General features: G+C 61.3%; 26 protein-coding genes. 10 read left to right on the top strand and 16 right to left on the bottom strand.

Features of this window, described 5'->3' with window-relative positions; all coding sequences use genetic code 11:
• Nucleotides 1-138: 138 nt before the first annotated feature.
• Nucleotides 139-2,712: a DNA mismatch repair protein MutS gene (gene mutS, locus WBK23_RS05240; RefSeq protein WP_424482915.1), complete on the bottom strand. Its 2,574-nt coding sequence runs from the start codon at nt 2,710-2,712 to the stop codon at nt 139-141.
• 77 nt (nt 2,713-2,789) lie between these two features.
• Between mutS and WBK23_RS05235 the strand changes: the two genes are divergently transcribed.
• The 3 genes from WBK23_RS05235 to recX all read left to right on the top strand — a co-directional run bounded on the left by WBK23_RS05235 (nt 2,790) and on the right by recX (nt 4,906).
• On the top strand, nt 2,790-3,290 hold the full coding sequence (locus WBK23_RS05235; RefSeq protein WP_424482914.1) for a CinA family protein: 501 nt from the start codon (nt 2,790-2,792) through the stop codon (nt 3,288-3,290).
• A gap of 90 nt (nt 3,291-3,380) precedes the next feature.
• Entirely contained in the window at nt 3,381-4,430 is a 1,050-nt protein-coding gene (gene recA / locus WBK23_RS05230) for a recombinase RecA (RefSeq protein ID WP_424482913.1), read from the top strand.
• An 11-nt stretch (nt 4,431-4,441) separates the two neighbouring features.
• A complete protein-coding gene (gene recX, locus WBK23_RS05225) occupies nt 4,442-4,906 on the top strand; it encodes a recombination regulator RecX (protein ID WP_424482912.1) in 465 nt (154 codons plus the stop codon).
• Between the two features lie 98 nt (nt 4,907-5,004).
• Here the strand turns inward: recX and WBK23_RS05220 are convergent, their stop codons facing one another.
• Complete coding sequence (locus WBK23_RS05220) at nt 5,005-6,084, bottom strand: LOG family protein (RefSeq protein ID WP_424482911.1); 1,080 nt, start codon at nt 6,082-6,084, stop codon at nt 5,005-5,007.
• A gap of 333 nt (nt 6,085-6,417) precedes the next feature.
• Here WBK23_RS05220 and WBK23_RS05215 point away from each other — a divergent pair, with 333 nt between their 5' ends.
• Complete coding sequence (locus WBK23_RS05215; RefSeq protein WP_424482910.1) at nt 6,418-6,618, top strand: hypothetical protein; 201 nt, start codon at nt 6,418-6,420, stop codon at nt 6,616-6,618.
• Nucleotides 6,619-6,624: 6 nt separating this feature from the next.
• On the opposite strand, the gene WBK23_RS05210 is transcribed toward WBK23_RS05215, so the two are convergent.
• Complete coding sequence (locus WBK23_RS05210; RefSeq protein ID WP_424482909.1) at nt 6,625-7,023, bottom strand: quorum-sensing-regulated virulence factor family protein; 399 nt, start codon at nt 7,021-7,023, stop codon at nt 6,625-6,627.
• Nucleotides 7,024-7,243: 220 nt separating this feature from the next.
• Between WBK23_RS05210 and WBK23_RS05205 the strand changes: the two genes are divergently transcribed.
• Nucleotides 7,244-7,954, top strand: a complete 711-nt coding sequence (locus tag WBK23_RS05205; RefSeq protein ID WP_424482908.1) for a tRNA-uridine aminocarboxypropyltransferase — start codon at nt 7,244-7,246, stop codon at nt 7,952-7,954.
• 73 nt (nt 7,955-8,027) lie between these two features.
• Here the strand turns inward: WBK23_RS05205 and WBK23_RS05200 are convergent, their stop codons facing one another.
• On the bottom strand, nt 8,028-8,909 hold the full coding sequence (locus WBK23_RS05200; protein ID WP_424482907.1) for a DMT family transporter: 882 nt from the start codon (nt 8,907-8,909) through the stop codon (nt 8,028-8,030).
• Between the two features lie 340 nt (nt 8,910-9,249).
• On the opposite strand from WBK23_RS05200, the gene erdR reads away from it, so the two are divergent.
• Together erdR and WBK23_RS05190 are read left to right on the top strand one after the other, a co-directional pair.
• On the top strand, nt 9,250-9,900 hold the full coding sequence (erdR, locus tag WBK23_RS05195; RefSeq protein WP_424482906.1) for a response regulator transcription factor ErdR: 651 nt from the start codon (nt 9,250-9,252) through the stop codon (nt 9,898-9,900).
• Nucleotides 9,901-9,960: 60 nt separating this feature from the next.
• Nucleotides 9,961-10,326 carry a diacylglycerol kinase gene (locus WBK23_RS05190; protein ID WP_424483291.1) on the top strand — a complete coding sequence of 122 codons (366 nt, stop codon included), beginning with the start codon at nt 9,961-9,963 and terminating at the stop codon, nt 10,324-10,326.
• A gap of 9 nt (nt 10,327-10,335) precedes the next feature.
• On the opposite strand, the gene WBK23_RS05185 is transcribed toward WBK23_RS05190, so the two are convergent.
• Nucleotides 10,336-11,262: a LysR family transcriptional regulator gene (locus WBK23_RS05185; protein WP_424482905.1), complete on the bottom strand. Its 927-nt coding sequence runs from the start codon at nt 11,260-11,262 to the stop codon at nt 10,336-10,338.
• A 109-nt stretch (nt 11,263-11,371) separates the two neighbouring features.
• Here WBK23_RS05185 and fpr point away from each other — a divergent pair, with 109 nt between their 5' ends.
• Nucleotides 11,372-12,151, top strand: coding sequence for a ferredoxin-NADP reductase (gene fpr / locus WBK23_RS05180; RefSeq protein ID WP_424482904.1), 780 nt, complete (start codon nt 11,372-11,374; stop codon nt 12,149-12,151).
• Nucleotides 12,152-12,222: 71 nt separating this feature from the next.
• Here the strand turns inward: fpr and WBK23_RS05175 are convergent, their stop codons facing one another.
• The 11 genes from WBK23_RS05175 to WBK23_RS05125 form a co-directional block, all read right to left on the bottom strand.
• Complete coding sequence (locus tag WBK23_RS05175) at nt 12,223-13,587, bottom strand: diguanylate cyclase domain-containing protein (RefSeq protein ID WP_424482903.1); 1,365 nt, start codon at nt 13,585-13,587, stop codon at nt 12,223-12,225.
• Nucleotides 13,588-13,726: 139 nt separating this feature from the next.
• The gene (locus tag WBK23_RS05170; RefSeq protein ID WP_424482902.1) at nt 13,727-14,140 is read right to left on the bottom strand and encodes a VOC family protein; all 414 of its coding nucleotides are present in this window, start codon (nt 14,138-14,140) and stop codon (nt 13,727-13,729) included.
• A gap of 124 nt (nt 14,141-14,264) precedes the next feature.
• The gene (gene tsaA, locus WBK23_RS05165; protein ID WP_424482901.1) at nt 14,265-14,960 is read right to left on the bottom strand and encodes a tRNA (N6-threonylcarbamoyladenosine(37)-N6)-methyltransferase TrmO; all 696 of its coding nucleotides are present in this window, start codon (nt 14,958-14,960) and stop codon (nt 14,265-14,267) included.
• 54 nt (nt 14,961-15,014) lie between these two features.
• Entirely contained in the window at nt 15,015-15,785 is a 771-nt protein-coding gene (locus WBK23_RS05160) for an SDR family oxidoreductase (RefSeq protein ID WP_424482900.1), read from the bottom strand.
• Between the two features lie 106 nt (nt 15,786-15,891).
• Entirely contained in the window at nt 15,892-16,353 is a 462-nt protein-coding gene (locus tag WBK23_RS05155; protein WP_424482899.1) for a DUF1456 family protein, read from the bottom strand.
• A 52-nt stretch (nt 16,354-16,405) separates the two neighbouring features.
• On the bottom strand, nt 16,406-17,116 hold the full coding sequence (locus WBK23_RS05150; protein WP_424482898.1) for an rRNA pseudouridine synthase: 711 nt from the start codon (nt 17,114-17,116) through the stop codon (nt 16,406-16,408).
• 319 nt (nt 17,117-17,435) lie between these two features.
• Nucleotides 17,436-18,137, bottom strand: coding sequence for an ABC transporter ATP-binding protein (locus WBK23_RS05145; protein ID WP_424482897.1), 702 nt, complete (start codon nt 18,135-18,137; stop codon nt 17,436-17,438).
• Complete coding sequence (livG, locus tag WBK23_RS05140; protein ID WP_424482896.1) at nt 18,137-18,904, bottom strand: high-affinity branched-chain amino acid ABC transporter ATP-binding protein LivG; 768 nt, start codon at nt 18,902-18,904, stop codon at nt 18,137-18,139. The genes WBK23_RS05145 and livG overlap by 1 nt, the downstream gene beginning before the upstream one ends.
• Entirely contained in the window at nt 18,901-20,169 is a 1,269-nt protein-coding gene (locus tag WBK23_RS05135) for a high-affinity branched-chain amino acid ABC transporter permease LivM (RefSeq protein WP_424482895.1), read from the bottom strand. The genes livG and WBK23_RS05135 overlap by 4 nt, the downstream gene beginning before the upstream one ends.
• Nucleotides 20,166-21,089 (bottom strand): high-affinity branched-chain amino acid ABC transporter permease LivH, encoded by a 924-nt coding sequence (gene livH / locus WBK23_RS05130; RefSeq protein ID WP_424482894.1) that lies wholly within the window; start codon nt 21,087-21,089, stop codon nt 20,166-20,168. The genes WBK23_RS05135 and livH overlap by 4 nt, the downstream gene beginning before the upstream one ends.
• A 117-nt stretch (nt 21,090-21,206) precedes the next feature.
• Nucleotides 21,207-22,328: a branched-chain amino acid ABC transporter substrate-binding protein gene (locus tag WBK23_RS05125; protein WP_424482893.1), complete on the bottom strand. Its 1,122-nt coding sequence runs from the start codon at nt 22,326-22,328 to the stop codon at nt 21,207-21,209.
• A gap of 295 nt (nt 22,329-22,623) precedes the next feature.
• Here WBK23_RS05125 and WBK23_RS05120 point away from each other — a divergent pair, with 295 nt between their 5' ends.
• Together WBK23_RS05120 and WBK23_RS05115 are read left to right on the top strand one after the other, a co-directional pair.
• Nucleotides 22,624-22,953: a DUF2288 domain-containing protein gene (locus tag WBK23_RS05120; RefSeq protein ID WP_424482892.1), complete on the top strand. Its 330-nt coding sequence runs from the start codon at nt 22,624-22,626 to the stop codon at nt 22,951-22,953.
• Nucleotides 22,954-23,032: 79 nt separating this feature from the next.
• The gene (locus tag WBK23_RS05115) at nt 23,033-23,401 is read left to right on the top strand and encodes a DUF5064 family protein (protein WP_424482891.1); all 369 of its coding nucleotides are present in this window, start codon (nt 23,033-23,035) and stop codon (nt 23,399-23,401) included.
• The last annotated feature ends 26 nt before the right edge of the window (nt 23,402-23,427 follow it).

Genomic DNA, 23,427 nt, shown 5'->3' with positions numbered 1-23,427 from the left:
TCTGATTCTCTCCTCGGGCGCCAGCCTGCCCCGTTCTATGCGGGCTTTAGCAGGCTAGGGGTAATGGCCACGGCTCAGGCTTTAAGTCGGGCAGTCATAAAAATGCGCGCGATTCTAACAGTTATGCGCGCGCAAGCGTTAGAAGCGTGTCTTCCATGTATATAGCAGCTCTAGCGCCTTGCGCGGAGTCAGATCATCCGGGTTGATCTTCTGCAATTCTTCCAGCAGTGGGTGCGGCAGGCTGGCGAACATGTCGCTCTGCATCGGTGCGGCGGTCTGGCCTGGCTGAGTAGCTGGTAGTTCATGGGGCAGGCTGGTGGTTTCCAGTCGCGCCAGATGCTCGCGGGCGCGCAGGATCACCTCATTCGGCACGCCTGCCAGTTGTGCCACCGCCAGGCCGTAGCTCTGGCTGGCGGGGCCAGGCAGTACATGGTGAAGGAACACGATGCGTTCGTTGTGCTCGGTGGCGTTGAGGTGCACGTTGGCGACGATCGGCTGGCTTTCCGGCAGTACGGTCAGTTCGAAATAGTGGGTGGCGAACAGCGTGTAGGCGCGTAGCTTGGCCAGCTGCTCGGCTGCTGCCCAGGCCAGCGACAGGCCGTCGAAGGTGCTGGTGCCGCGGCCCACCTCGTCCATCAACACCAGGCTGCGTTCGCTGGCGTTGTGCAGGATGTTGGCGGTCTCGCTCATTTCCACCATAAAGGTCGAACGTCCGCCGGCCAGGTCGTCGCTTGAACCGATGCGGGTGAAGATGCGGTCGACCAGCGACAGCTCGCAGCTTTTCGCCGGCACAAAGCTGCCGATATGCGCCAGCAGCACGATCAAGGCGGTTTGGCGCATATAGGTGGATTTACCACCCATGTTCGGGCCGGTGATGATCAGCATGCGCGTGTCATCGTCGAGGTTCAGGTCGTTGGCCACAAACGGCGTGGTCAGCACCTGCTCGACCACCGGATGGCGGCCCTGGTCGATGCGCATGCACGGCTCATCGACGAAGCGCGGGCAGTTGAGGTCGAGGTTCAGCGCGCGCTCACCGAGGTTGCTCAGCACGTCCAGCTCGGCCAGGGCCGCAGCGCTGTCCTGCAGTGGGCCGAGGTGGCTGATCAGGCGTTCCAGCAATTCGTCATAGAGCATCTTCTCGCGCGCCAGTGCACGGCTCTTGGCTGAGAGTGCTTTGTCCTCGAACTCCTTGAGTTCGGGGGTGATAAAGCGCTCGGCCCCTTTCAGGGTCTGGCGTCGGATATAGTCGGCCGGGGCGGACTCGGCCTGCTTGCTCGGCAGCTCGATAAAGTAGCCGTGTACGCGGTTGTAGCCGACCTTGAGGTTGGCCAGGCCGGTACGGGCCTTTTCACGCACTTCCAGGTCCATCAGGTACTGGCCGGCGTTCTCGCTGAGCGATTGCAGTTCGTCCAGTTCGGCGTCGTAGCCGGTTTTCAGCACGCCGCCATCGCGGATTACCGCTGGCGGGTTGTCATTGACGGCGCGAGCCAGCAGTTCAGCCAGCTCCGGGTAGGTGCTGACGGTGCCAGCCAGGCTGGCCAGGTGTGGCGCTTCCAGATTGGCCATGGCCATTTGCAGCGTGGGCAATGCGGCGAGAGCGTCGCGCAGGCGTGCCAGATCGCGCGGGCGCGCATTGCGCAGGCCGATCCGCGCAAGAATACGCTCCAGGTCGCCGATTTCCTTGAGCTGTGGCTGTAGGGTTTCGAAGCGGTAGCGCTCCAGCAGACAGGCAATCGATTCCTGGCGCGCTTCCAGTACGGCGCGATCGCGTAGCGGACGGTTCAGCCAGCGGCTGAGCAAGCGGCTGCCCATGGCGGTCTGGCAGCGGTCGACCACCGATTGCAGGGTGTTGTCACGCCCGCCCGCCAGGTTAACGTCCAGCTCCAGGTTGCGTCGGCTGGCCCCGTCGAGAATCACCGTATCGTCGAGGCGCTCGTGGCGCAGGCCGCGCAGGTGCGGCAGGGCGGTGCGCTGGGTTTCCTTGGCGTAGGCCAGCAGGCAGCCGGCGGCACCAATGGCCAGGGTCAGGTTTTCGCAGCCGAAGCCCTTGAGGTCCTGGGTGCCGAATTGCTGGCACAGGCTCTTGTTCGCGGTGTCGCGCTCGAAGTCCCAAGGCGCACGGCGGCGCACGCCACGGCGTTTTTCCGCCGGCAAGCCCTGCGGCCAATCATCGGGAATCAGCAGCTCGACCGGGTTCAGGCGTTCCAGCTCGGCCAGCAGGTTTTCCCAGCCTTTTATTTCCAGCACGCTGAAGCGGCCGCTGGTGATATCCAGCACGGCCAGACCGAACAGCCGCTCATCACCGAGCACGGCAGCCAGCAAGTTGTCGCGGCGCTCATCGAGCAGCGCTTCGTCGCTGACGGTGCCGGGGGTGATGATGCGTACCACCTGGCGTTCCACCGGGCCTTTGCTGGTAGCCGGGTCGCCGATCTGCTCGCAGATAACCACCGATTCGCCCAGCTTGACCAGCTTGGCCAGGTAGCCTTCCAGCGAGTGGTAGGGGATTCCGCACATGGGAATGGCCTGGCCGGCAGATTGGCCGCGCGCGGTCAGGGTGATATCCAGTAGTTTGGCGGCCTTTTTCGCGTCCTCGTAGAAGATCTCGTAGAAGTCGCCCATGCGGTAGAACATCAGCTGATCCGGGTGCTGATTTTTCAGCCGCCAGTACTGCTGCATCATCGGCGTGTGAGAACTGAGGTCGCTTTGGCTCATCGTTTTAGCTGTCCGGCTGAATCGCAAAAGCGCCTAGTGTAGGGTATCCCCTACAACTGTTTCATCCCGGAGCGCATATGGATTCCTTAACTGCACTGGCTGCCCGCCTGGGACAGGGCCTGCAAGCCGCGCAGGCGCAGGTCAGTACGGCCGAATCCTGTACCGGCGGCGGCATTGCCGAGGCGATTACCCGGATTGCTGGCAGCTCGGCCTGGTTCGAGGCCGGGTATGTCACCTACTCCAATACGCAGAAGACTAAACAGCTCAATGTGCCTGAGGCGTTGTTCGGCTCTGTCGGGGCGGTGAGCCAAGAAGTGGTCGAAGCCATGGTGCGAGGTGCCCAGGTGCACAGCGGTGCGCGTTATGCGGTGGCGGTGAGTGGGGTGGCGGGGCCCGATGGCGGTTCAGTCGAGAAGCCGGTAGGCACGGTGTGGTTGGCCTGGGGCGACGGCGCGCAGCTATTCAGTGCGCGTCGCCGGTTTTCCGGGGATCGCACTGAGGTTCGCCGACAAACGGTTGAGGCCGCACTGGCTGGGCTGTTGCGGCTGCTTGCGCAAGAAAATCCAAACGCGGGGTAGGCGGGCGACTTGCCCTGTGGAATAATACTGTCTACTTATACAGTTGTTGGTGGCCGCTAGCTGGCCCTTCTTGATTACGTGAGGACTTAAATGGACGAGAATAAGAAGCGCGCCTTGGCGGCAGCCCTAGGCCAGATTGAAAAGCAATTCGGCAAAGGTGCAGTGATGCGCATGGGCGATCACGATCGCCAGGCCATTCCGGCCATCTCCACCGGTTCGCTGGGTCTGGATATCGCGCTGGGCATTGGCGGCCTGCCGAAAGGCCGCATCGTTGAAATCTACGGTCCTGAGTCTTCCGGTAAAACCACCCTGACCCTGTCGGTCATTGCCGAAGCGCAAAAGCTCGGCGCGACCTGCGCCTTCGTCGATGCCGAGCATGCGCTCGATCCTGAATACGCCGGCAAGCTGGGTGTGAATGTTGATGACCTGCTGGTGTCGCAGCCGGATACCGGCGAACAGGCCCTGGAAATCACCGACATGCTGGTGCGCTCTAATGCCATCGACGTGATCGTGATCGACTCCGTGGCGGCGCTAGTGCCAAAGGCGGAAATCGAAGGCGAAATGGGCGACATGCACGTTGGTCTGCAAGCCCGTCTGATGTCCCAGGCGCTGCGCAAGATCACCGGCAACATTAAGAACGCCAACTGCCTGGTGATCTTCATCAACCAGATCCGCATGAAGATCGGCGTGATGTTCGGCAGCCCGGAAACCACCACCGGTGGTAACGCGTTGAAGTTCTACGCCTCGGTGCGTCTGGATATCCGCCGTACCGGCGCGGTGAAGGAAGGCGACGAAGTGGTGGGTAGCGAAACCCGCGTCAAAGTGGTGAAGAACAAGGTGGCACCGCCTTTCCGTCAGGCCGAGTTCCAGATTCTTTACGGCAAGGGTATCTACCGCAACGGCGAGATCATCGATCTGGGTGTGCAGCTTGGCCTGCTGGAGAAATCCGGTGCCTGGTACAGCTACCAGGGCAACAAGATCGGTCAGGGCAAGGCCAACTCGGCCAAGTACCTGGAAGACAACCCGGAAGTGGCGCGCACTATTGAAGGCCTGATCCGCGAGAAACTGCTGGTCAGCAGCGCGCCGGTCAAAGCCAATGCCGTCGTTGACGAGTTGGCTGACGCCGAAGTCGACGCCTGATCCACGCGCCTATGTCCATCGTTCTGGATAACCCCGTCGCAGTGCGACGGGCGGCCATGGACCTGTTGGCGCGGCGTGAGCATGGTCGGGTCGAGTTGACTCGCAAACTGCGCAGTCGTGGGGCAGCCGATGATTTGATCGAAGCCGCCCTCGATCGTCTGGCAGAAGAAGGCTTGTTGTCTGAGGCGCGTTACCTCGAGGCCTTTGTCAGCTACCGCGCGCGCGCGGGCTATGGGCCGCTACGTATTCGTGAAGAGCTGGCACAGCGCGGCCTGGCCCGCGGCGATGTCGAACAGGCGTTGCGTGACAGTGGTATCGACTGGCGTGAACATCTGCAGGAGACCTGGCAACGCAAGTTTGCCGGTGAGTTGCCCCGCGATGCACGCGAGCGTGCGCAACAAGGGCGCTTTCTCAGTTATCGAGGCTATCCGCGGGAGCTGATTGGCAGACTCTTGCGTGGCGCTCTCGACGATTAAGCCTGGCCTGCCTGCTCAATAGGCCGTGCAGCCGCTGGCTCCTTTCTTGACCAACAGCCGATAACTGGCGGCGCGGATTATCGGCATGGTCCCATGGCTTAGGCGTTTTCTGCCCAGGTCTGTGGCTGATTGACCAGATCCAGCAGTTCGCGCAGGCGGCCGTGATCGCGACCGTTGAAGGTGAAGAGCAAGCGAGTCAGGTGGCAGTGTTCAGGCTCATCCTGCGCGGAATCGCAGTGCGGCTGTTGCAGAAAGTCGCCTTGCTTGCACAGGCCAATGAACTCGCTGTTCAGTTGCTGCATGGCTTTGTCGCTGAGCGCATGGTTGAGGCGGATAACGTAGCGTTCCTTGAGCCAGCGGCTGGAGTGATAGTTACGGTAGAACTGGTCTATCTCCTCGGCGGCGGCCTCGGCGCTGTATACCAGGCGCATCAGTTGCAAATCGCTGGGCAGGATATAGCGATTGTCTTGCAGCTGTTCGCGGATAAAACTCAGGGCAGTCGTCCAGAACGTGCCGCCTGGCTGGTCGAGTAGCACTACGGGCACCAGCGGGCTTTTACCAGTCTGGATCAGGGTAAGCACTTCCAGGGCTTCGTCCAGGGTGCCGAAGCCGCCGGGGCAGAGCACCAGAGCGTCAGCTTCCTTGACGAAGAACAGCTTGCGCAGAAAGAAGAAGTGGAACGACAGCAGGTTGCCGCTGCCTTGCACCGTGGCATTTGCGCCTTGCTCGAAAGGCAGGGTGATGTTGAACCCCAGGCTGTTTTCCAACCCGGCACCTTCATGGGCGGCGGCCATGATGCCGCCACCGGCCCCGGTCACGACCATAAGATCATGTTTGGCCAGGGTTGCGCCGAGCTCACGGGCTTGGGCGTAGAGCGGGTGGTCGGCAGGGGTGCGGGCCGAGCCAAATACCGTGACCTTGCGGCGGTGTTTGAATTGCTCCAGGGCGCTGAAGGCATGCTCCATTTCGCGTAGGGTCTGCAGCATGATTTTCGCGTGCCAGCGGTTGCGGTCGGCCTGGGCCATGCGGGTGACAGTGCCGAGCATTTCCCGGTAAAGCTTCAGGTTCGGGCTGTCTGCCGGGGTCGCAAGGGTGCTCAGTTCCTCCACTTTGCTGTCCAGCTCGATGCCACTGATTTGAACATGCCGGGGTAGGGCATCATCCGATTCATCGGGCATAGCATTTCTCCTTCTAATTCCAGACCGGGTCCTGGCATTCCCTGCATGCCCCGTCCTTGAGCTAAGTATGGCCGGCTACCGACAGTCTGCGAGGCAAAATAGTCCCGCCTGCACTCGATCTAAACTGCGCTTGGCTGAATACCTTGGCCGTTCGTCTGCGGTCCAGCACGTGCGTGTGAGCTCTGGTTTACTTGCAAGAGTCGACGCGTTGCAGGTGCGGCGCTCGGCTATTGCCGTGTTGGGCCTGCGAGTCGCCCGGTTGGCAATCGGCAATGCGCTAGGGTGTTGATCGTCCGCTGATACGCCGGCGGGCGTGGATAGGGAGGGGCAGGTATGCCTAAGCTGACCTTGGATCTTGAGTTGGATGTGTACCGCTTGCTGCAACAGGCTGCGCGCTCCAACCAACTGAGCCTTGAAGAGGAGTGTTTGCGGCGCTTGGATGGTGGTGCGCGTCGCTCACATTACATGGATGCCTTGCTGGCGGATTTGCGCGCCGATGATGAGCAGCGGCGCGCGCAGCAGGATGGCAGTTGACGGCTATTATAGGCCACAGTCCGATTTGGCAAAGCGTTCGGTGGTTACCGGGCGGTTGCTTTTGTATTCGCTGAATTCGTAGCGCAGCACAGCCCCGCGGGCCAGCAGCTGGCGATAGCCCTGGTTGCGACACACGCTGTTGGCCAATTGCACGCGTACCGAATCGGGGTTGCCGCGCATCTTGCCAGCGTGCTCGGCGCGTACGCTGAGGTGGTTGACCAGCTCATTACCTTCGACGGTATAGCCCTGATCGAGAATGTCCTCGTTGATTGCCCGGGGGGTGCCGACGCTGCTCTCACGGGCGACGTTTTCCAGAGCCTTGTTCAGTTCGAAATCTTTCAGGGTGGCGGCCTGGGCCAGTAGCGGCAGGCTCAGGGCCAGGGTCAGGCTGGTCAAACGCAGCATGGTGTTCTCCAAAGTCGATTTGCACCTCTGACCGGTTACTCCAGGCAGAGGTTCAGTGCCGGCTATATTACTCGCCCGTCCATCGTTGCGGCAGGCTCAGTTGCACGCTGTACGTTCGGCGGGCTGGCGCATAAGCATGGCGCAGCTTTGTTAGACTGCCGCGCTTTGCGTTTCAGGGATCACCGATGCTGCTTTTTATTTCTGTTCCGGCGAGTAGAGCATGAGCCATGCCGTCTCCCGTTTACGTGCCGCGCGGCTTGCCCGCTGCGTGAAGCCCTTTCACGCCCGCGGCAGCCGCTCGCTACGTTGCGCGGGCTGCCGTCTAGTGCCCAGTCACTGCCTGTGCGCCTGGCGTCCGCGTATCGCCGCGCAGTCGGCAGTGTGCTTGCTGATGCACGATGTCGAGGCGCTCAAGCCGAGTAACACCGGTTGGTTGATTGCCGATGTATTGGCCGAGACCTCGGCGTTTGGCTGGTCGCGTGTCGAGGTCGATGCCGCGCTGCCGGAGCTGTTGAGCGATCCGCAGTGGCAGCCTTATCTGGTGTTTCCGGGAGAGTTCGTCGCCCCGGAACGAGTGGTCAGCGAGGTGCTGCCGGTGGCGGGTAAACGTCCGCTGTTCGTCTTGCTCGACGCCACCTGGAGTGAGGCGCGCAAGATGTTTCGCAAGAGTCCGTATCTCGACAGCCTGCCGGTGCTCAGCCTGCAGCCCGAGCAGCTATCGCGCTACCGCTTGCGTCGTTCCAAACGCGACGATCATCTGTGCACCGCCGAGGTGGCGGCGCTGTGTTTGGAATTGGCGGGGGATCAGCGCGCCGCTGACGCGCTGAATGTTTACCTGGATGTCTTCAGCCAGCATTATCTGACCGCCAAGGCTCCGCGCGCCGTGGATCTGGATGACGCGCTGCATGAACGCCTGCGCGAGTTTCTCTAGCAGGTCGTTGAAAACAGATACAGCGTTGAAAATAGGCTCGGCTGCCTCGCTTAGGTGTTCAAACGACCCGATGTTAGGCCAGTTTCTTTGGCCACAACTGCGCCAGCAGCATGCCGGCGAACATCAGCGCGCAACCGATATAGCCACGCAGCTCCAGTGACTCGCCAAGCATCCAGGCCCCGGCGATGGCGGCGAATACCGCCTCCAGGGAGAGGATGATGGCGGCGTGGGACGCGATGGCATCTTTCTGCGCCACCACCTGCAAGGTGAAGCCGACGGCTACGCCAAAAATGCCGCCGTAGAGAATCGCCGGTGCCGCGCTGATGATGGCTTGCAGCTGGATTTCCTCGAAGAGTATCGCCAGTACCAGGCTGATTACCGCACAGGTGACAAATTGCACCAGCGCCAGGCGCAGCGGGTCATGTCGGCCGGCAAAGAACCCCACCAGCAATACATGCACGCCCCAGACGAAGGCCCCGGCCAGTTGCAGCCAATCGCCGGAGGCTACGGTAAAGCCATCGCCGACGCTGAGCAGGAACATGCCGAGCACCGCCATGCAGGCTCCCAGCCAGATACCCAGGCCGGTCTTGTGACCAATAAACAGCCCCAGCAGCGGCACGATTATCACGTACAAACCGGTGATAAAGCCGGAGTTGGTCACGCTGGTAAACAGCAGGCCGACCTGTTGCAGGTTGATGCCCAGTGCCAGCGCCAGGCCCATCAACACACCGCCACGCAGCAGTTGGCGGTTCAGCGGAGCCACTGCTGCACTGCTGCGGCCTTCCAGCAGGCGCAGTACCGGCAGCAGAATCAGCGCCGCCAGGGCAAAGCGCAGGCCGCTATAAAGGAAGGGGCCGATCGAGTCCATGCCCAGACGCTGCGCTACAAAGGACGCGCCCCAGATCATGGCAGTCAGCAGCATCAATAAATCGGCGCGCAGGGCGTGGCTTCGCATTTCAGGCTCTCACTCACAAAAGCTACCGACTGTGCCGCAAAGCGCGATGCTTGACCACCCCGTCAGTGCTCGGCATGCTGGGGCGCTTTTATGCGTAAGAACCTGTTTAGGATCTGCTGCGCGTCGGTCATTCGGCGTTAAAAACAGCCTCGGAATGCTCATTTACAGCTCGTAAACTGCGCTTCCTCGGCTGTTTTTGCCTTGTCTGACTCTAGCTCGCGAGATCCTAAACAGCTTCTAAGGAGCCGGATTGCATTGCAATCATGGTCGCGCAGGCCGTATTGACCGTGCCCTGGAAATACCCTTCGTGGGTATCCACATAACAAGAACAGGATCCGCCATGGCCGCTTTTGACATCCTGATTGCCGACGATCATCCGTTGTTCCGCAGTGCCTTGCAGCAGGCGCTGACCCTGGGGTTGGGCCCCGATGTGCGGCTGGTGGAGGCTGCCAGCATCGCCGAGCTGGAAGCCTGCCTGGCGCAGAAAACCGACTGGGATCTGGTGCTGCTCGACCTCAATATGCCCGGTGCCTATGGCTTCTCCGGCCTGGTGCTGTTGCGGGGGCAGTACCCGCATATCCCCGTGGTGATGATTTCTGCCCAGGAAGATCCGGCCATCGTCGCGCGCTCGCGCGAATTCGGGGCCAGCGGTTTTATCCCTAAATCCAGTCCGCTGGAAACCATTCAGCAGGCCGTGCGCCAGGTGCTCGATGGTGAGGTCTGGTGGCCGCAGCAGAGTCAGGCCGCGATCGCCCTGTCGGCTGAGGCCAAGGCGGCCAGCGCCGGCCTGGCGAGCCTGACGCCGCAGCAGTTCCGGGTGTTGACCATGGTCTGCGACGGTTTGCTGAACAAGCAGATCGCTTATGAATTGAGCGTATCCGAGGCCACGGTGAAGGCCCACGTGACGGCGATTTTCCGCAAGCTCGGGGTGCGCACGCGGACCCAGGCGGCCTTGCTGCTGCAGCAGCTGGAATCGATTCCGGCGGATTAGTGCTTTTCTCCGAGTCTTGGCGTAGCCTGCCGGGCTTTATCGCATGTGGTAGTAGTCATGATGTCGCCATTCAAGGGCCAGACCGGCCTTAAACGTGTGCTCAATGCCACCGGCTATTCGCTGGCCGGCTTACGTGCAGCCTTTACCGGAGAGGCCGCGTTCCGCCAGTTGCTGTTGATCAACCTGATCTTGGTGCCCCTGGCGTTCTACCTGGATGTCAGCCGCGTTGAGCGGGCACTGATGGTGGCGGTGTGCTTGCTGGCGTTGATCGTCGAGTTGCTCAACTCGGCGGTCGAGGCGGCCATCGATCGTATCTCCCTCGACCTGCACCCCTTGTCGAAGAATGCCAAGGACATGGGCAGCGCCGCCCAGTTCACCGCGCTGAGCCTGATTGCCCTGGTCTGGGCGATTATCCTGCTCGGCTAGGCCGCCTACTCAGGCAATAGTCGGCAGGACAATCTGGTCGCTGCGCTTGACCCCGGCGGTCAGCGCGCGGCATAGCTCGATAAATTCGCGCATGGCGGCGGTCTGGTACTTCTGTTTGTGCCAGATAAAGTAGAACTGCCTGCGCAAATCCAGTTCCGGCGTTTCCACCGCCACCAGGCTGCCGCGACGAAAGGCATCACGCAGCGCCAGGCGCGAGATGCAGCCGATGCCCAGGCCAGATTCAACTGCGCGTTTGATCGCCTCGGTGTGCTCCAGCTCCAGGCGTACATTCAGCGCGCTGGGGTGATGACGCATGGCCTGGTCGAAGGTCAGGCGGGTGCCAGAACCCTGTTCGCGAAGAATCCAGGCCTCGCGGCTGAGCTCCTCGAGGCTGGCTTCGCCATGGTGCGCCAGGGGGTGCTGCGGCGCGCAGAACACCACCAGTTCATCCTCGACCCAGGGTTGCACCTCGATGTCCGGGTGCTGGCAGTCGCCTTCGATCAGACCCATGTCCAGCTCATAATGGGCGATCTGCTGCACCACATGGGCAGTATTGTGCACCTGCAGCTTCACCCGGCATTCGGGGTGGCGCTGCATAAAGCTGCCGATCAGCAGGGTGGCTAGGTAGTTGCCGACCGTCAGGGTGGCACCGACATTTAGCGAGCCGTAACCGCTTTTACCGCCCAGCAGGCGCTCGATCTCCTTGGCCTGCTCGAGCAGGGCTACGGCTTGCGGCAGCAGTTGCAGGCCGAGGGCGTTCAGGCTCAAGCGTTTGCCGGCGCGGTCGAACAGCAGGCAGTCGGTCTGCCGTTCCAGTTCGCTGAGCGAGGTGCTGGTGGCCGACTGGGACAGCGCCAGTGAGTCAGCCGCGCGCGAGACGCTTTCCTGCTGGGCCACAGCGACGAAGACTTGCAGTTGCCTGAGTGTAAATTTCATATCGATATAACCGATAACCCATATCTTGATAATCAACTTAACAGATATTGTGCGCGCCGCTAGAATGCGCGGCAACCGTAACTGTGTCAGCGATTCTTGAGGAACCAGCATGAGCAACCTGAACGTCGAGCGTGTACTCAGCGTCCATCACTGGAACGACACCCTGTTCAGCTTCAAAACCACCCGCAATGCCGGGCTGCGTTTCGAGAATGGTCAGTTCGTGATGATCGGCCTGCAGCAGGAAAATGGCCGCCCGCTGATGCGTGCCTATTCCATTGCCAGCCCGAACTATGAAGAGCATCTGGAGTTCTTCAGCATCAAGGTGCAGGACGGTCCGCTGACCTCGCAGTTGCAGCACCTGAAACCAGGTGACGAGCTGATGGTCAGCCGTAAACCGACCGGCACCCTGGTACTCGACGACCTGCTGCCGGGCAAGCACCTGTACCTGCTCAGCACTGGTACCGGCCTGGCACCCTTTATGAGCGTGATTCAGGACCCGGAAACCTACGAGCGTTTCGAGAAGGTCATCCTTATTCACGGCGTGCGTTACGTCAACGAAGTGGCGTACCGCGAGTTCATCACCGAACACTTGCCGCAGAACGAGTTCTTCGGTGATGCGCTGAAAGAGAAGCTGATCTACTACCCGACCGTGACCCGTGAAGAGTTCGAAAACATGGGCCGCCTGACCGACCTGATGCGCAGCGGCAAGCTGTTCACCGACATCGGTCTGCCACCGATCAACCCGCAGGACGACCGCGCGATGATCTGCGGCAGCCCGAGCATGCTCGACGAGACCAGCGAAGTGCTGAACAGCTTCGGTCTGAAAATCTCGGCGCGCATGGGCGAGCCGGGTGATTACCTGATCGAGCGCGCCTTCGTCGAGAAGTAAGCGCCACAGGCTAAAAAAGCCCGCCACTCGGCGGGCTTTTTTGTGCGCGTGCAATGCTGCCGAGGGTTGGGTCAGGCCAGCGGGCTTTGCAGTTCGTGGGCGACATGGATGCAGTTGCCACCCTTGTTTTTGGCCTGGTACATGGCGCTGTCGGCATGGTTGAGCAGCTGTTGCGCATCCTGTGCGTGCTGCGGATAGAGGGCGATACCGATGCTGGGGAATACCGTGCGGCTGTGGCCTTGCAGCTCGAAGGGGGTGTTAAGTGCCAGGCGGATCTTCTCGGCGACCTGGCTGGCATGCTCGGCGCTGTGGAAGTCCTCGAGCAGCACCACGAACTCATCGCCGGCGAAGCGCGCCACCGTATCGACCTCGCGCAGGCAATGCTGGATGCGCTGGGCGACCTGTTGCAACAGCAGGTCGCCGCTGGCGTGGCCGAGGCTGTCGTTGACCTGCTTGAACTTGTCCAGATCGAGAAACAGCAGGGCCAGCGGCATCTGCTCGCGACGGGCCCTGGCCAGGGCGGTGTGCAGGCGGTCATGCAGCAGTTCGCGGTTGGGCAAGTGGGTGAGCGGGTCGTACTGCGCCATAAATTGCAGGTGGCTGATCATCTGCTGGCGCTCGGCGGCCGTTGCCAGCTGGGTCGAGACGAACTGCAGCAGTTCTTGATCGCGTTCGGTGTAACCCTGGCTCAGGGCATCGCTTTGTACGATCAGGGCCCCGATGGTGCCGTTGTGCGATTTCAGGGGCACGCCCAACCAGTGGCTGTCCTGCAGGTCGAGCTGGTACAGGTGTTCGGGCAGTGGGCTGCGGCTGCCGGTCGAGAGCAGCAGGGTTTTCCCGCTGTGCAGCACTTCTGCGGCCAGATCGGCCGCAATTGGTTGCGGCGCTGCGAGCTGTTGTGAGCAGGGGTAGGTGATGTTCAGCGTGCTCCCGGGGGCATCACGCAAGGCGACGAAGAAATTCAGGGCCGGCAGCAGTTCACCGATGATCAGGTGCGCCTGCTTGAACAGGCCGCGCAGGTCTTTGGCGGCGTGGGCGGCTTCGGAGATCGCGTAGAGCGCGGCCTGTAACGACTCGCTGCGCTTGCGCTCGGTGATGTCGTGGGCGACGGCGATGCGCACCTGATCATCTTCCGACCAGCGTGCCGACCAGAGGATATGCACGATCTGGCCGTCCTTGCGCACATAGCGATTCTCGAAGTCGGTTTTGCTGATGCCGGCCATGATTTCACTGGCGGCCTGCAGGGTTTTGCCACGGTCTTCGGGGAAGACCATCTCGATCATGGCGCGGCCGATCATTTCATCGGCGCGGTAACCGAAAATCCGCTCACAGGCCGCGCTGACAAAAACAAACCGACCCTGCTTGTCGACCACGCAGATCGCGTCGAGCAGGAGGTTTACAAGGTTCTCGGCTGGGGCGTAGGTGCTGGCTTTCATACGTTCACATAGGTCACTGAAAAGGGCTGAGTGCTGCGTGTGAACGCCACGGCTGCAGGCAGGCGGGGCTTATGCTCCACCATACCTGCAAGCTTTGTAACAGTGAAAAGATCTTTGCGGCGGGCGCTTGAGCCTGAGTTTAGCCGGTTTGGCTAAAACGTTGCCCGGAAACGGCAGGATGGTAGATGGGCTGCACCTTGTTGCCGGCCGGGTCGAGCAGGTGAAAGCTGTGCGCGCCGTCGCCATGGGCAAAGGGGCGATCGAGCAAGGTCACGCCCTGGGCCTTGAAATAGGCATACCAGGCGTGCAGTTCATCGATGCTGTCGACGATAAAGCCGTAGTGGTCGACCGCCTGCTCGCCGCTGCTGGGCACAAAGGCGCGACCCAGCGAGAGGTTGTCATTGCCGCAGGTCAGGTAGACCAGGTCCTCGTTGGCACGGTGCAGCACCTGCATGCCGAGAATATCCACGTAGAAGCGCTCGCAGGCTTCCAGATTGGGGACCAGCAGGGCGATATGGCGCAAGCCGTTGAGGCGACCGGGGCGTTCGAGCATGGCTGTGCTTCCTGTTTTGTATACATTTGTTGTGCAAATATAAGACAAAATAGCCTCGCAGGGTATTGCTCCGGACAGCAGGTGGTGCTGCGCCTGCTGCCCGGTCTGGCTGGCGGACGCATGGTCAGCCAGCTGCGACCACATCCAGCACGCAGATGGTCCCGGCTTGCGGGTAATGCCAGTGCACATCGACATCCCAGAAGCGTGCGCCGTAGCGTCGTTCCGGCGTCGGCTGTTGATAGGCAGGGCGCGGGTCCTGGGCCAGGCATTGCTCGATCAGCTCGACCAGCGGTTCGCTCAGGCGCTGCCCGTGGGTGTGGGCTTGGCTAAGGGCGCTGTCCTGCCAACTGACCTCGATCAGCGCCGGTGCGCTGTCGGCGATGCGGTTATAGGCGTCGGCGATGCTGTCGGCGTAGGGCACATAGGGTTTGATATCCAGCACCGGGGTGCCGTCGAGCAGGTCGATACCGGACAGCCACAGCTTGCCGGCCTCTACCTTGTCCAGCTTGACCACCGATTGGCCGATGCCATTGGGCCGGTGGGTGGCGCGGGTGCTGAATACACCAACCGATTGATTGCCGCCGAGGCGGGGCGGGCGCACCTTGAGGCGCGGTTTGTCTTCCAACGCCTGGTGAAACAGAAACAGCAGCCAGACATGGCTGACCTGCTCCAGCCCCTGCACGGCATCGCCGTTATCGAAGGGCGCAACCAGCTCCAGTACGCCACGCGCCGCCGGTGCCAGTTGCGGCTGGCGGGGAATGGCGAACTTCTCCTTGAAGCAGGAGTGGACAAAACCTATAGGGGAAACGGAGTAGGGCATGGCGGCGTGATCGGCTGGGAAACGCCGCCATGGTACCTGACTAATGGAGCCCGACTAGAGGCTAAAGCCGCCGTCGATGGGCACAATCACCCCGGTCATGTAAGCCCCGGCGGTGCTGGCCAGGCTGATCGCCAGGGCGGCCATTTCCTCTTCGCGGCCCCAGCGCTGCATCGGGATCAGCGTAGTGTCTTCGGCCATGGCGGCTTCATCGGTGGCGATGTGCTGGGTCATCTTGCTCGGGAAGCGCCCCGGGGCGATCACATTGACGTTGATGTGCTGGCCGACCAGTTCGCTGGCCAGCATGCGTGACAGCTGGTGCAGCGCCGCCTTGCTCGGGCCGTAGGCGTAGGCGTCTTCGCCGTGCGAAGTAATCCCGGCGACCGAGCCGATATTGATTACCCGCGCCGGGTTGGCAGCACTGCCGGCCTTGCGCAGCAGCGGCAGCAACTGCTGGATGCAGCTGAACACCGAGGTCACGTTGAGTTGCATGACCTTTTCCCAGCCCTTGACCGGGTAGCTTTCCAGCGGCGCGCCCCAGGTGGTGCCGGCGTTGTTGACCAGGATGTCCAGTTGGCCGATGCGGCTACTCAACTCGGCCGCCAATACCTGCACGCCTTCTTCGCTGGCCAGGTTGGCGGCCAGGCCATGGCAGGTGCCGAAGGCCGACAGTTCACTGGCGGTTTGCGCGCAGGCTTCGCCATCACGGGCGCAGACGTAAACCGTGGCGCCAGCTTCGACAAAGGCTTTGGCGATCATCTTGCCGATACCGCGCGTGCCGCCGGTGACCAGGGCAGTGCGGCCTTGCAGGGAGAAGTAGGGGTGCATGGCGAATCCTTGAGGGAGGGATGCCATTACCCTAATCGCGCGCCTGCCAGATGGCAGGCACTATTGCGCTTGCAAATGCAGCGCTATGCGCCGCGCGAGGTTGCGTTCAGCCGCGTACGCGCAGGGTCAGGCCCTTAAGGAAGTTGCGCAGGAACTGGTCGCCGCAGGTGCGGTAGTTGCTGTGGCCGAATTTGCGGAACAGCGCGCTCATTTCCGGCTTGGACACCGGGCAGTCGACGCTCTGCATGATCGCGTGCATGTCGTCTTCCTTCAGTTCGAAGGCCACGCGCAGCTTTTTCAGCACCATGTTGTTGGTGATTGGCAGCTCGAAGGGCAGGGCCGGACGGCTGTCGTCCTTGCCGCGCTTGAAGTACACCAGGCCGTCGAGGAAGTGCGCCATCAGCTCGTCATCGCAGGGAGCGAAGCCTTCTTCATCGTCTTTCTTCAGCAGTGGGCTCAGCTCGTCGAGGCTGACCTGTTTGCCGCTGAGCTGGATAATTTTGGCCAGCTGCGCATCAGTGATGTCGAGGGTGTAGCGCAGGCTGCGCAGTACATCGTTATTAAGCATGGAAGTGTCCTGAAAAGGGCAGGCGCAGCAACTGCACCTGCTTGAAAAAGGTTTAGAAGCGTTCTTTGCCCGCAAGGTAGCGCCATTGGCCTGCGGGGACCTTGGCCATGGACACGCCGCCGATGCGGATGCGCTTCATGCCCAGTACCTTGAGGTCGACGCTGTTGCACATGAATACGATCTGCCCGGGCAGGGGGTTCTTCAAGGCAAAGCGCAGGCGGGTTTCGTTCTGCCAGCTGACCTTGCACGGCGGCAATGCCACGCCGTTGAAAGTCAGGCCGTGAGCCAGGCGCTTAAGCTGGCTATCGCTGAGGGTGCCGAGTACTTCGACCACATATTCCTGCTCCAGCTTGCTCAGGTCTTCCTTGAGCTTGCGCTCGATGCGCCAGTCCTGGGTCAGCACATGCAGGCCATCGGCCCCGGCTTGCAGTGGCGCGCAGCTGACCAAACGGGCGAAATGGCTTTTCAGCGGGCGGATGCCGGCAGCGTCCTCGGCCCAGTGCCCGGCCGCGCCGATGCTCTCGATGGCGCGATCCGGGTAGTGCCCGGCGGGTATGTGCAGCAGCAGGGTGACCGGCTCCTGCGGCGTCAGCACTGCATCCGGCAGCAACTCGACCCGTTGCTCGGCGACCTTGAACTGCGGCTCTTCGACCACCACGCCATCGACCGTGACCCAGCCGCCCTCGATATACAGTTCGGCCTCGCGACGCGAGCAGCCGATCACTTCGATCAGGCGTTTGGACAGGCGGATGGGGTCGGTCATAAAAGCAGTCATCGGCAAAAAAAGGGCGACCATTGTAACTGGCCGGGGCTCCCGTGCGCGGAACATCGGGCGAGCGGTGCAGATAAAAATAGCCGGGCCGGCGTGGGAGGGGCGAGCTTTGGGAGGGTTCTGTATGCCTTGAATGAAAAAACCGCTCCGAAGAGCGGTTTTTTATTGAGCTTAGAACCTGTTTCGGATCTCGCGAGCGAGAGCGAGACAAGGCAGAAATGGCCGAGGGTGCGGAGTTTACTGGCTGTAAATGAGCAGCCCGAGGCCATTTCTAACGCCGTATCGCCGACGCGCAGCAGATCCGGGGTATTTAGCCGCCGAGGTAGGCGTCACGTACCTTCGGATCATTCAGCAGGTCGTGCCCACTGCCCTGCATGACGATCCGTCCGTTCTCCAGTACATAACCGCGATCCGCCAGCTTGAGCGCCTGATTGGCGTTCTGCTCGACCAGGAATACGGTCACGCCGTCCTTGCGCAGCTGTTCGATGATATCGAAGATCTGCTGGATGATGATCGGTGCCAGGCCCAGCGACGGCTCATCGAGCAGTAGCAGGGTGGGCTTGCTCATCAAGGCGCGGCCGATGGCGAGCATCTGCTGCTCGCCGCCGGACATGGTGCCGGCGCGCTGGGCGAAGCGTTCCTTCAAGCGCGGGAACAGTTGCAGGACCTTGTCCATCTGCTCCTGATTGTCTGCCTTGCTGCCGAAGAAACCGCCCATCACCAGGTTTTCTTCCACGGTCAGGCGGGAGAACACCCGGCGACCTTCCGGTACCACGGCAATGCTCTTGCGCATGATCTGCGGGGTGTCCAGGCCGATCAACTCATCACCCTGATAGCGGATGCTGCCGCTGGCCGCCTGTGGATTACCGCAGAGGGTCATCAGCAGGGTCGACTTGCCGGCACCGTTGGCGCCGATCAGGGTGACGATCTCACCCTGGCGGACTTCGACGTTGACGTTATGCAGCGCCTGGATCTTGCCGTAGAAGGTGGAAACGTTCTCGAAATACAGCATCACGCTTCCCCCAGGTAGGCTTTGATCACGTCCGGGTTATCGCGGATCTGCTCCGGCGTACCGTCGGCCAGGGGCGTGCCCTGGTTGATCACATAGATGTGGTCGGAAATGCTCATGACCAGCTTCATGTCGTGCTCGATCAGCAGCACGGTGACGTTGTGCTGGTCGCGCAATACGCCAATCAGCGCCTTGAGGTCGTCGGTTTCGCGCGGGTTGAGGCCCGCGGCGGGTTCGTCGAGCATCAGGATGCGCGGGCGGGTCATCATGCAGCGGGCGATTTCCAGGCGACGCTGCTGGCCGTAAGCCAGGGTGCCGGCCGGGCGGTTGGCGAATTCGGTCAGGTTGACCTGCTCCAGCCAATGCGCGGCGTAGTCCATGGCCTCGCGTTCACTCTTGCGGAAGGCCGGGGTCTTCAGCAGACCTGAGATGAAGTTGGTGTTGAGGTGGCGATGCTGGGCGACCAGCAGGTTCTCCACCGCGGTCATTTCCTTGAACAGGCGAACGTTCTGGAAGGTCCGCACCACACCCTTGCGCGCAATCTTGTGGCCGGGCAGGCCTTCGATGCGCTCGCCATCCAGGCTGATGCTGCCGGAGGTCGGCTGATAGAAACCGGTCAGGCAGTTGAACACCGTGGTCTTGCCGGCACCGTTGGGGCCGATCATCGATACCACTTGTTTCTCGTTCACCGTCAGCCCGACCCCGTTGACGGCCAGCAGGCCGCCGAAGCGCATGGACAGGCCGCTCACTTCTAGAATCGGGCGGCTCATTGTTTCAGCTCCAGGTGCGGACGCTGCATGGGCAACAGGCCCTGCGGACGCCAGATCATCATCAGAACCATCAGGGCACCGAACATCAACATGCGGTACTCGCTGAATTCGCGCATCAGCTCAGGCAGCAGGATCATCACCACGGCAGCGAGGATGATACCCAGCTGCGAGCCCATGCCGCCCAGCACGACGATGGCGAGGATGATCGCCGACTCGATAAAGGTGAACGACTCCGGTGTTACCAGACCCTGGCGCGCGGCGAAGAAGCTGCCGGCGAAACCGGCGAACGCGGCACCCAGGGTGAAGGCCGAAAGCTTGATCACGGTGGGGTTCATGCCCAGTGCGCGGCAGGCGATCTCGTCTTCACGCAGGGCTTCCCAGGCGCGGCCGATCGGCATGCGCAGCAGGCGGTTGATCACGAACAGGGTCAGCAGCACCAGCAGCAGGGCGATCAGGTAGAGGAAGATCACCTTGTTGATCGAGTTGTAGGCGACGCCGAAGAACTCGTGGAAGGTCTGCATGCCTTCAGCCGCACGGCGCTCGAAGGACAGGCCGAACAGCGTCGGTTTGTCGATGTTGCTGATGCCGTTCGGGCCGCCGGTCAGTTCGGTCATGTTGCGCAGCAGGATGCGGATGATCTCGCCGAAACCGAGGGTGACGATCGCCAGGTAGTCGCCGCGCAAACGCAGTACCGGGAAACCCAGGATAAAGCCGAAGAACGCCGCCATCAGGCCGGCGATCGGCAGGCAGATCCAGAAGCCCAGGCCGTAGTAGTGCGACAACAGCGCGTAGCTGTAGGCACCGACGGCGTAGAAGCCGACGTAACCCAGGTCGAGCAGACCTGCCAGGCCGACCACGATGTTCAGGCCGAGGCCGAGCATCACGTAGATCAGGATCAGCGTGGCGATGTCCACCGCGCCGCGGCTGCCGAAGAACGGCCAGGCCAGGGCAACCATGATCAGGCCGAGGAGAATCCAGCGCTGAGTCGAGGGCAGAGTGAGGAAGTTGCTGGCTTTGCTCGGTACGCTCGGCAGCTTGGGGGCATGCTCCCAGGCGGCGCTCAACTGGCTGCGGAACAGCTGCCAGAAGAACATGGCGATGGCACAACCGGCGATGGTCCACAGGATGGCCGGGCTGGCACCGTGCACTTCGAGCTGGATACCGACGGTGGTGAGCTTCAGGCCCAACACCGGGTAAGCCACGGCCAGCACCAACAGGGCACTGAAGAACGCGGTCTTGAGGTTTTTCGTGATGGCAGTACTCATACTTTTTCAACCTCCGGACGGCCAAGGATGCCGGTCGGACGGAACAACAGCACCAGAACCAACAGGCTGAACGCCACCACGTCCTTGTACTGGTCGCCGAAGATATCGGCACCAAAAGCTTCAGCCAGACCCAGCAGCAAGCCGCCGAGTACCGCACCAGGAATGCTGCCGATGCCGCCGAGTACCGCCGCGGTAAAGGCCTTGATCCCGGCTAGGAAGCCCAGATGCGGGTTGATCACGCCGTATTGCATGCCCAGCAGTACCGCCGCGATACCCGCCAGGGCGGCACCGATGACGAAGGTCAGGGCAATGATGTTGTTGGTGTTGATACCCAGCAGGTTGGCCATCTTGATGTCTTCGGCGCAGGCGCGGCAGGCGCGGCCCAGGCGTGAGCGGGAGATGAACGCGGTCAGTGCCAGCATCACCAGGAAGGTGACGACGAAGATCAGCACCTGCATATAGGAGATGGTCACGCTGTGCATGGTGCTTTCACCAAACACGAAGTTGCCGGGAAGCAGGTTGGGGATGGCTTTGTCTTTCGAGTCCTGCGACAGCAGGATTTCGTTTTGTAGAAAGATCGACATGCCGATCGCCGAAATCAGCGGGATCAGACGGTTGCCACCGCGCAGAGGGCGGTAGGCGACTCGTTCGATACTGTAGCCATAGGCGCTGGCGATAATGATGCTGCCGGCAAAGGCGGCGATCATCACCAGTGGCAGGCTGTCGATGCCCATCAAGGTCAGGCCAGCGATCACGATAAAGGCTACGTACGAGCCAATCATGTACACCTCGCCGTGGGCGAAGTTGATCATGCCGATGATGCCGTAGACCATGGTGTAGCCGATGGCTATCAGGGCATAGGTACTGCCAACGGTCAGACCGTTGATCAGCTGTTGTAGGTAGTGATAAAGATCAGGCATTGCCTAACTCCTGGGTCGTCACGCAAGGCAGCGCTTGTGGCGCAGCATGAAACCGGAATTCTTCTAATAAACAAAACCCACTGCCAAAGCAGTGGGTTTTGGGTTCAGGCGGGAAGCTTACTTGGCTTCGGTCTTGGTACCGTCCTGGTGCCATTCGTAAACCACGAAGCTGAAGTCCTTCAGGTCACCCTTGGCGTCGAACGCCAGGTTGCCAGTCGGGGTATCGAAGCTGTTGGCGCGCAGGGCGGCAGCTACTTTGGCGGTGTCGGTGTCGCCGGCTTTCTTGATGCCTTCGGCAATGACTTGCACGGCAGCGTAGGCTGGGAATACGAACGGGCCGCTTGGGTCTTCGTTCTTGGCTTTGAACGCATCAACCAGCGCCTTGTTGCGTGGGTCCTGGTCGAACGATTTCGGCAGGGTCACCAGCAGGCCTTCGGAAGCCGGGCCAGCGATGGCCGAGATTTCCTTGTTGCCTACGCCTTCAGGACCCATGAACTTGACCTTCACGCCTTTCTCGGACGCTTGGCGCAGCAGCAGGCCCAGTTCTGGGTGGTAGCCGCCGTAGTAGACGAAGTCGACACCGGCTTGCTTGAGCTTGGCGATCATCGCGGAGAAGTCCTTGTCGCCGGCGTTGATGCCTTCGAACAGAACAACCTTGGTGCCTTTGCTTTCCAGGGTCTGCTTGACCGCGGTGGCAATGCCTTCGCCGTATTGCTGCTTGTCGTGGATCACGGCAACGGCTTTCGGCTTGACGTGGTCAGCGATGAAGTTACCGGCGGTTGGGCCTTGCAGGCTGTCCAGACCGATGGTGCGGAACACCAGCTCGTAGCCACGGGCGGTGATGTCCGGGCTGGTGGAAGCGGCGGTGACCATCAGGATGCCTTCATCTTCGTAGATGTCGGATGCTGGCTGAGTGGAGCTGGAGCAGAGGTGGCCAACCACGAATTTGACTTCGTCGTTGACGATCTTGTTGGCTACGGCCACGGCTTGTTTCGGATCGCAGGCGTCGTCATAAACCACGCCTTCGAGCTGAGCACCGTTTACCCCACCGGCCTTGTTGATTTGATCGATAGCCATCTTGGCACCGATGAACTGCATTTCACCGTATTGCGCGACTGCGCCGGTCACTGGGCCTGCCAGGCCAATCTTGATGGTGTCAGCCGCTACCGAGTAGCTGGCAACGCCAGCCATGGCCATGGCGGCAAACAGTTTGGAAATCTGCTTAGTAGCCTTGTTCATAGTGCTCCACTCTTATTGGTTTTGATTGTTGTAGTTCTGGCGGCCAAAGCTGCAGAACCGGGTTGTTCCCCCGGTCATCCCCCCGGCAACTGTACCGGTGCAGTGTAGAGCGCTGCTTCGCGGCTTGAAAAGCGGCTTGCTAGGGGCAAAACATGGGGGTGTCGCTTTAACGCAATAAACGTATAGAAAAACGGCGTGTCTTGGTTGCGGTTGCCAGCGTCGCGAATTTGCCGACTGGCTGGCTGCCGTTATCATGGCCGCTGATCCCTAATCGGCCATCCATATAGGACAATCCATGTCTGAATTACCCACGACTGAACCTAGCACCCTCTATGCCAAGCTGCTTGGGGAAACCGCGCCTATTTCCTGGCAAGAGCTGCAGCCTACCTTCGCCCGCGGTGCCTTGCTGCTGGTAGACGGCAGCCAGGATCTGATCGAGGTGGCGCAGGCCGTAGCCCAGAACGATCAGGCGAAGGTCGCCGCCTGGCTGGCCGGCGGGCAACTGAGCCGGGTTGATGATGCGCGTGCCGAGGACCTGTTTACCCGCGATCCGCAGCTGTGGGCGGTGGTGGTTGCGCCCTGGGTGCTGGCGCAGGAGCGGACTGAGGCCGTCACCGCGCACTGATCTGGCGCGCCGCAGCGCACCTTCGCAAACAGAGCAACTATGCTGGCAGCACCAACGATTGATTACAGGAGCTGCCAGCATGTTCGAACCCGGTCATCTGCATCGCGCCAATACCCTGGCTACGGCTGAACTGCCGACGTTCAGCGTCGACCTCTACTATGAAGTGCGCCAGGATGCGGCCCAAGGGCCGATGCTGCACATGCGCCTACAGGGGCAGGTGGCGGACAAGGCCTTCGAAGAAGTGTTCGAGTTGCACCGCGATACCGCCTTCAACTTTGCCAGCGTGATCAGCCGCGTGGCGCACAAGCATGGCTTGCCGACCAATCAGGGCCTGATCATGCGCAGCCATGCTGAGTACGACCTGATGTTCGAAGACATTCGCAGCAAGCTCGGCGCGCGCAGCGGCGAGCCGGTCAATCTCGATCATCTGGAAAAGGACGGCTTGTAGGCCGGCTGACAACCTTGTGGGTTAGC

Origin of the sequence: Pseudomonas sp., from assembly GCF_049653025.1 — a bacterium.
Classification (GTDB): Bacteria; Pseudomonadota; Gammaproteobacteria; order Pseudomonadales; family Pseudomonadaceae; genus Aquipseudomonas.
Note: the sequence above shows the minus strand (reverse complement) of the source record. Positions and strands in the feature narration are given on the sequence as shown.

Coding starts and splice junctions, on each gene's coding strand:
- WBK23_RS05190 (WP_424483291.1), top strand. CDS start 9,961: ATGTCGCCATTCAAGGGCCAGACCGGCCTTAAACGTGTGCTCAATGCC.
- WBK23_RS05155 (WP_424482899.1), bottom strand. CDS start 16,353: ATGCTTAATAACGATGTACTGCGCAGCCTGCGCTACACCCTCGACATC.
- WBK23_RS05120 (WP_424482892.1), top strand. CDS start 22,624: ATGTCTGAATTACCCACGACTGAACCTAGCACCCTCTATGCCAAGCTG.
- WBK23_RS05170 (WP_424482902.1), bottom strand. CDS start 14,140: ATGCTCGAACGCCCCGGTCGCCTCAACGGCTTGCGCCATATCGCCCTG.
- WBK23_RS05135 (WP_424482895.1), bottom strand. CDS start 20,169: ATGAGTACTGCCATCACGAAAAACCTCAAGACCGCGTTCTTCAGTGCC.
- WBK23_RS05160 (WP_424482900.1), bottom strand. CDS start 15,785: ATGCACCCCTACTTCTCCCTGCAAGGCCGCACTGCCCTGGTCACCGGC.
- mutS (WP_424482915.1), bottom strand. CDS start 2,712: ATGAGCCAAAGCGACCTCAGTTCTCACACGCCGATGATGCAGCAGTAC.
- WBK23_RS05235 (WP_424482914.1), top strand. CDS start 2,790: ATGGATTCCTTAACTGCACTGGCTGCCCGCCTGGGACAGGGCCTGCAA.
- fpr (WP_424482904.1), top strand. CDS start 11,372: ATGAGCAACCTGAACGTCGAGCGTGTACTCAGCGTCCATCACTGGAAC.
- WBK23_RS05185 (WP_424482905.1), bottom strand. CDS start 11,262: ATGAAATTTACACTCAGGCAACTGCAAGTCTTCGTCGCTGTGGCCCAG.
- recA (WP_424482913.1), top strand. CDS start 3,381: ATGGACGAGAATAAGAAGCGCGCCTTGGCGGCAGCCCTAGGCCAGATT.
- livH (WP_424482894.1), bottom strand. CDS start 21,089: ATGCCTGATCTTTATCACTACCTACAACAGCTGATCAACGGTCTGACC.
- livG (WP_424482896.1), bottom strand. CDS start 18,904: ATGAGCCGCCCGATTCTAGAAGTGAGCGGCCTGTCCATGCGCTTCGGC.
- WBK23_RS05145 (WP_424482897.1), bottom strand. CDS start 18,137: ATGCTGTATTTCGAGAACGTTTCCACCTTCTACGGCAAGATCCAGGCG.
- WBK23_RS05205 (WP_424482908.1), top strand. CDS start 7,244: ATGAGCCATGCCGTCTCCCGTTTACGTGCCGCGCGGCTTGCCCGCTGC.
- WBK23_RS05215 (WP_424482910.1), top strand. CDS start 6,418: ATGCCTAAGCTGACCTTGGATCTTGAGTTGGATGTGTACCGCTTGCTG.
- WBK23_RS05220 (WP_424482911.1), bottom strand. CDS start 6,084: ATGCCCGATGAATCGGATGATGCCCTACCCCGGCATGTTCAAATCAGT.
- WBK23_RS05200 (WP_424482907.1), bottom strand. CDS start 8,909: ATGCGAAGCCACGCCCTGCGCGCCGATTTATTGATGCTGCTGACTGCC.
- erdR (WP_424482906.1), top strand. CDS start 9,250: ATGGCCGCTTTTGACATCCTGATTGCCGACGATCATCCGTTGTTCCGC.
- WBK23_RS05210 (WP_424482909.1), bottom strand. CDS start 7,023: ATGCTGCGTTTGACCAGCCTGACCCTGGCCCTGAGCCTGCCGCTACTG.
- WBK23_RS05125 (WP_424482893.1), bottom strand. CDS start 22,328: ATGAACAAGGCTACTAAGCAGATTTCCAAACTGTTTGCCGCCATGGCC.
- tsaA (WP_424482901.1), bottom strand. CDS start 14,960: ATGCCCTACTCCGTTTCCCCTATAGGTTTTGTCCACTCCTGCTTCAAG.
- recX (WP_424482912.1), top strand. CDS start 4,442: ATGTCCATCGTTCTGGATAACCCCGTCGCAGTGCGACGGGCGGCCATG.
- WBK23_RS05175 (WP_424482903.1), bottom strand. CDS start 13,587: ATGAAAGCCAGCACCTACGCCCCAGCCGAGAACCTTGTAAACCTCCTG.
- WBK23_RS05150 (WP_424482898.1), bottom strand. CDS start 17,116: ATGACCGACCCCATCCGCCTGTCCAAACGCCTGATCGAAGTGATCGGC.
- WBK23_RS05115 (WP_424482891.1), top strand. CDS start 23,033: ATGTTCGAACCCGGTCATCTGCATCGCGCCAATACCCTGGCTACGGCT.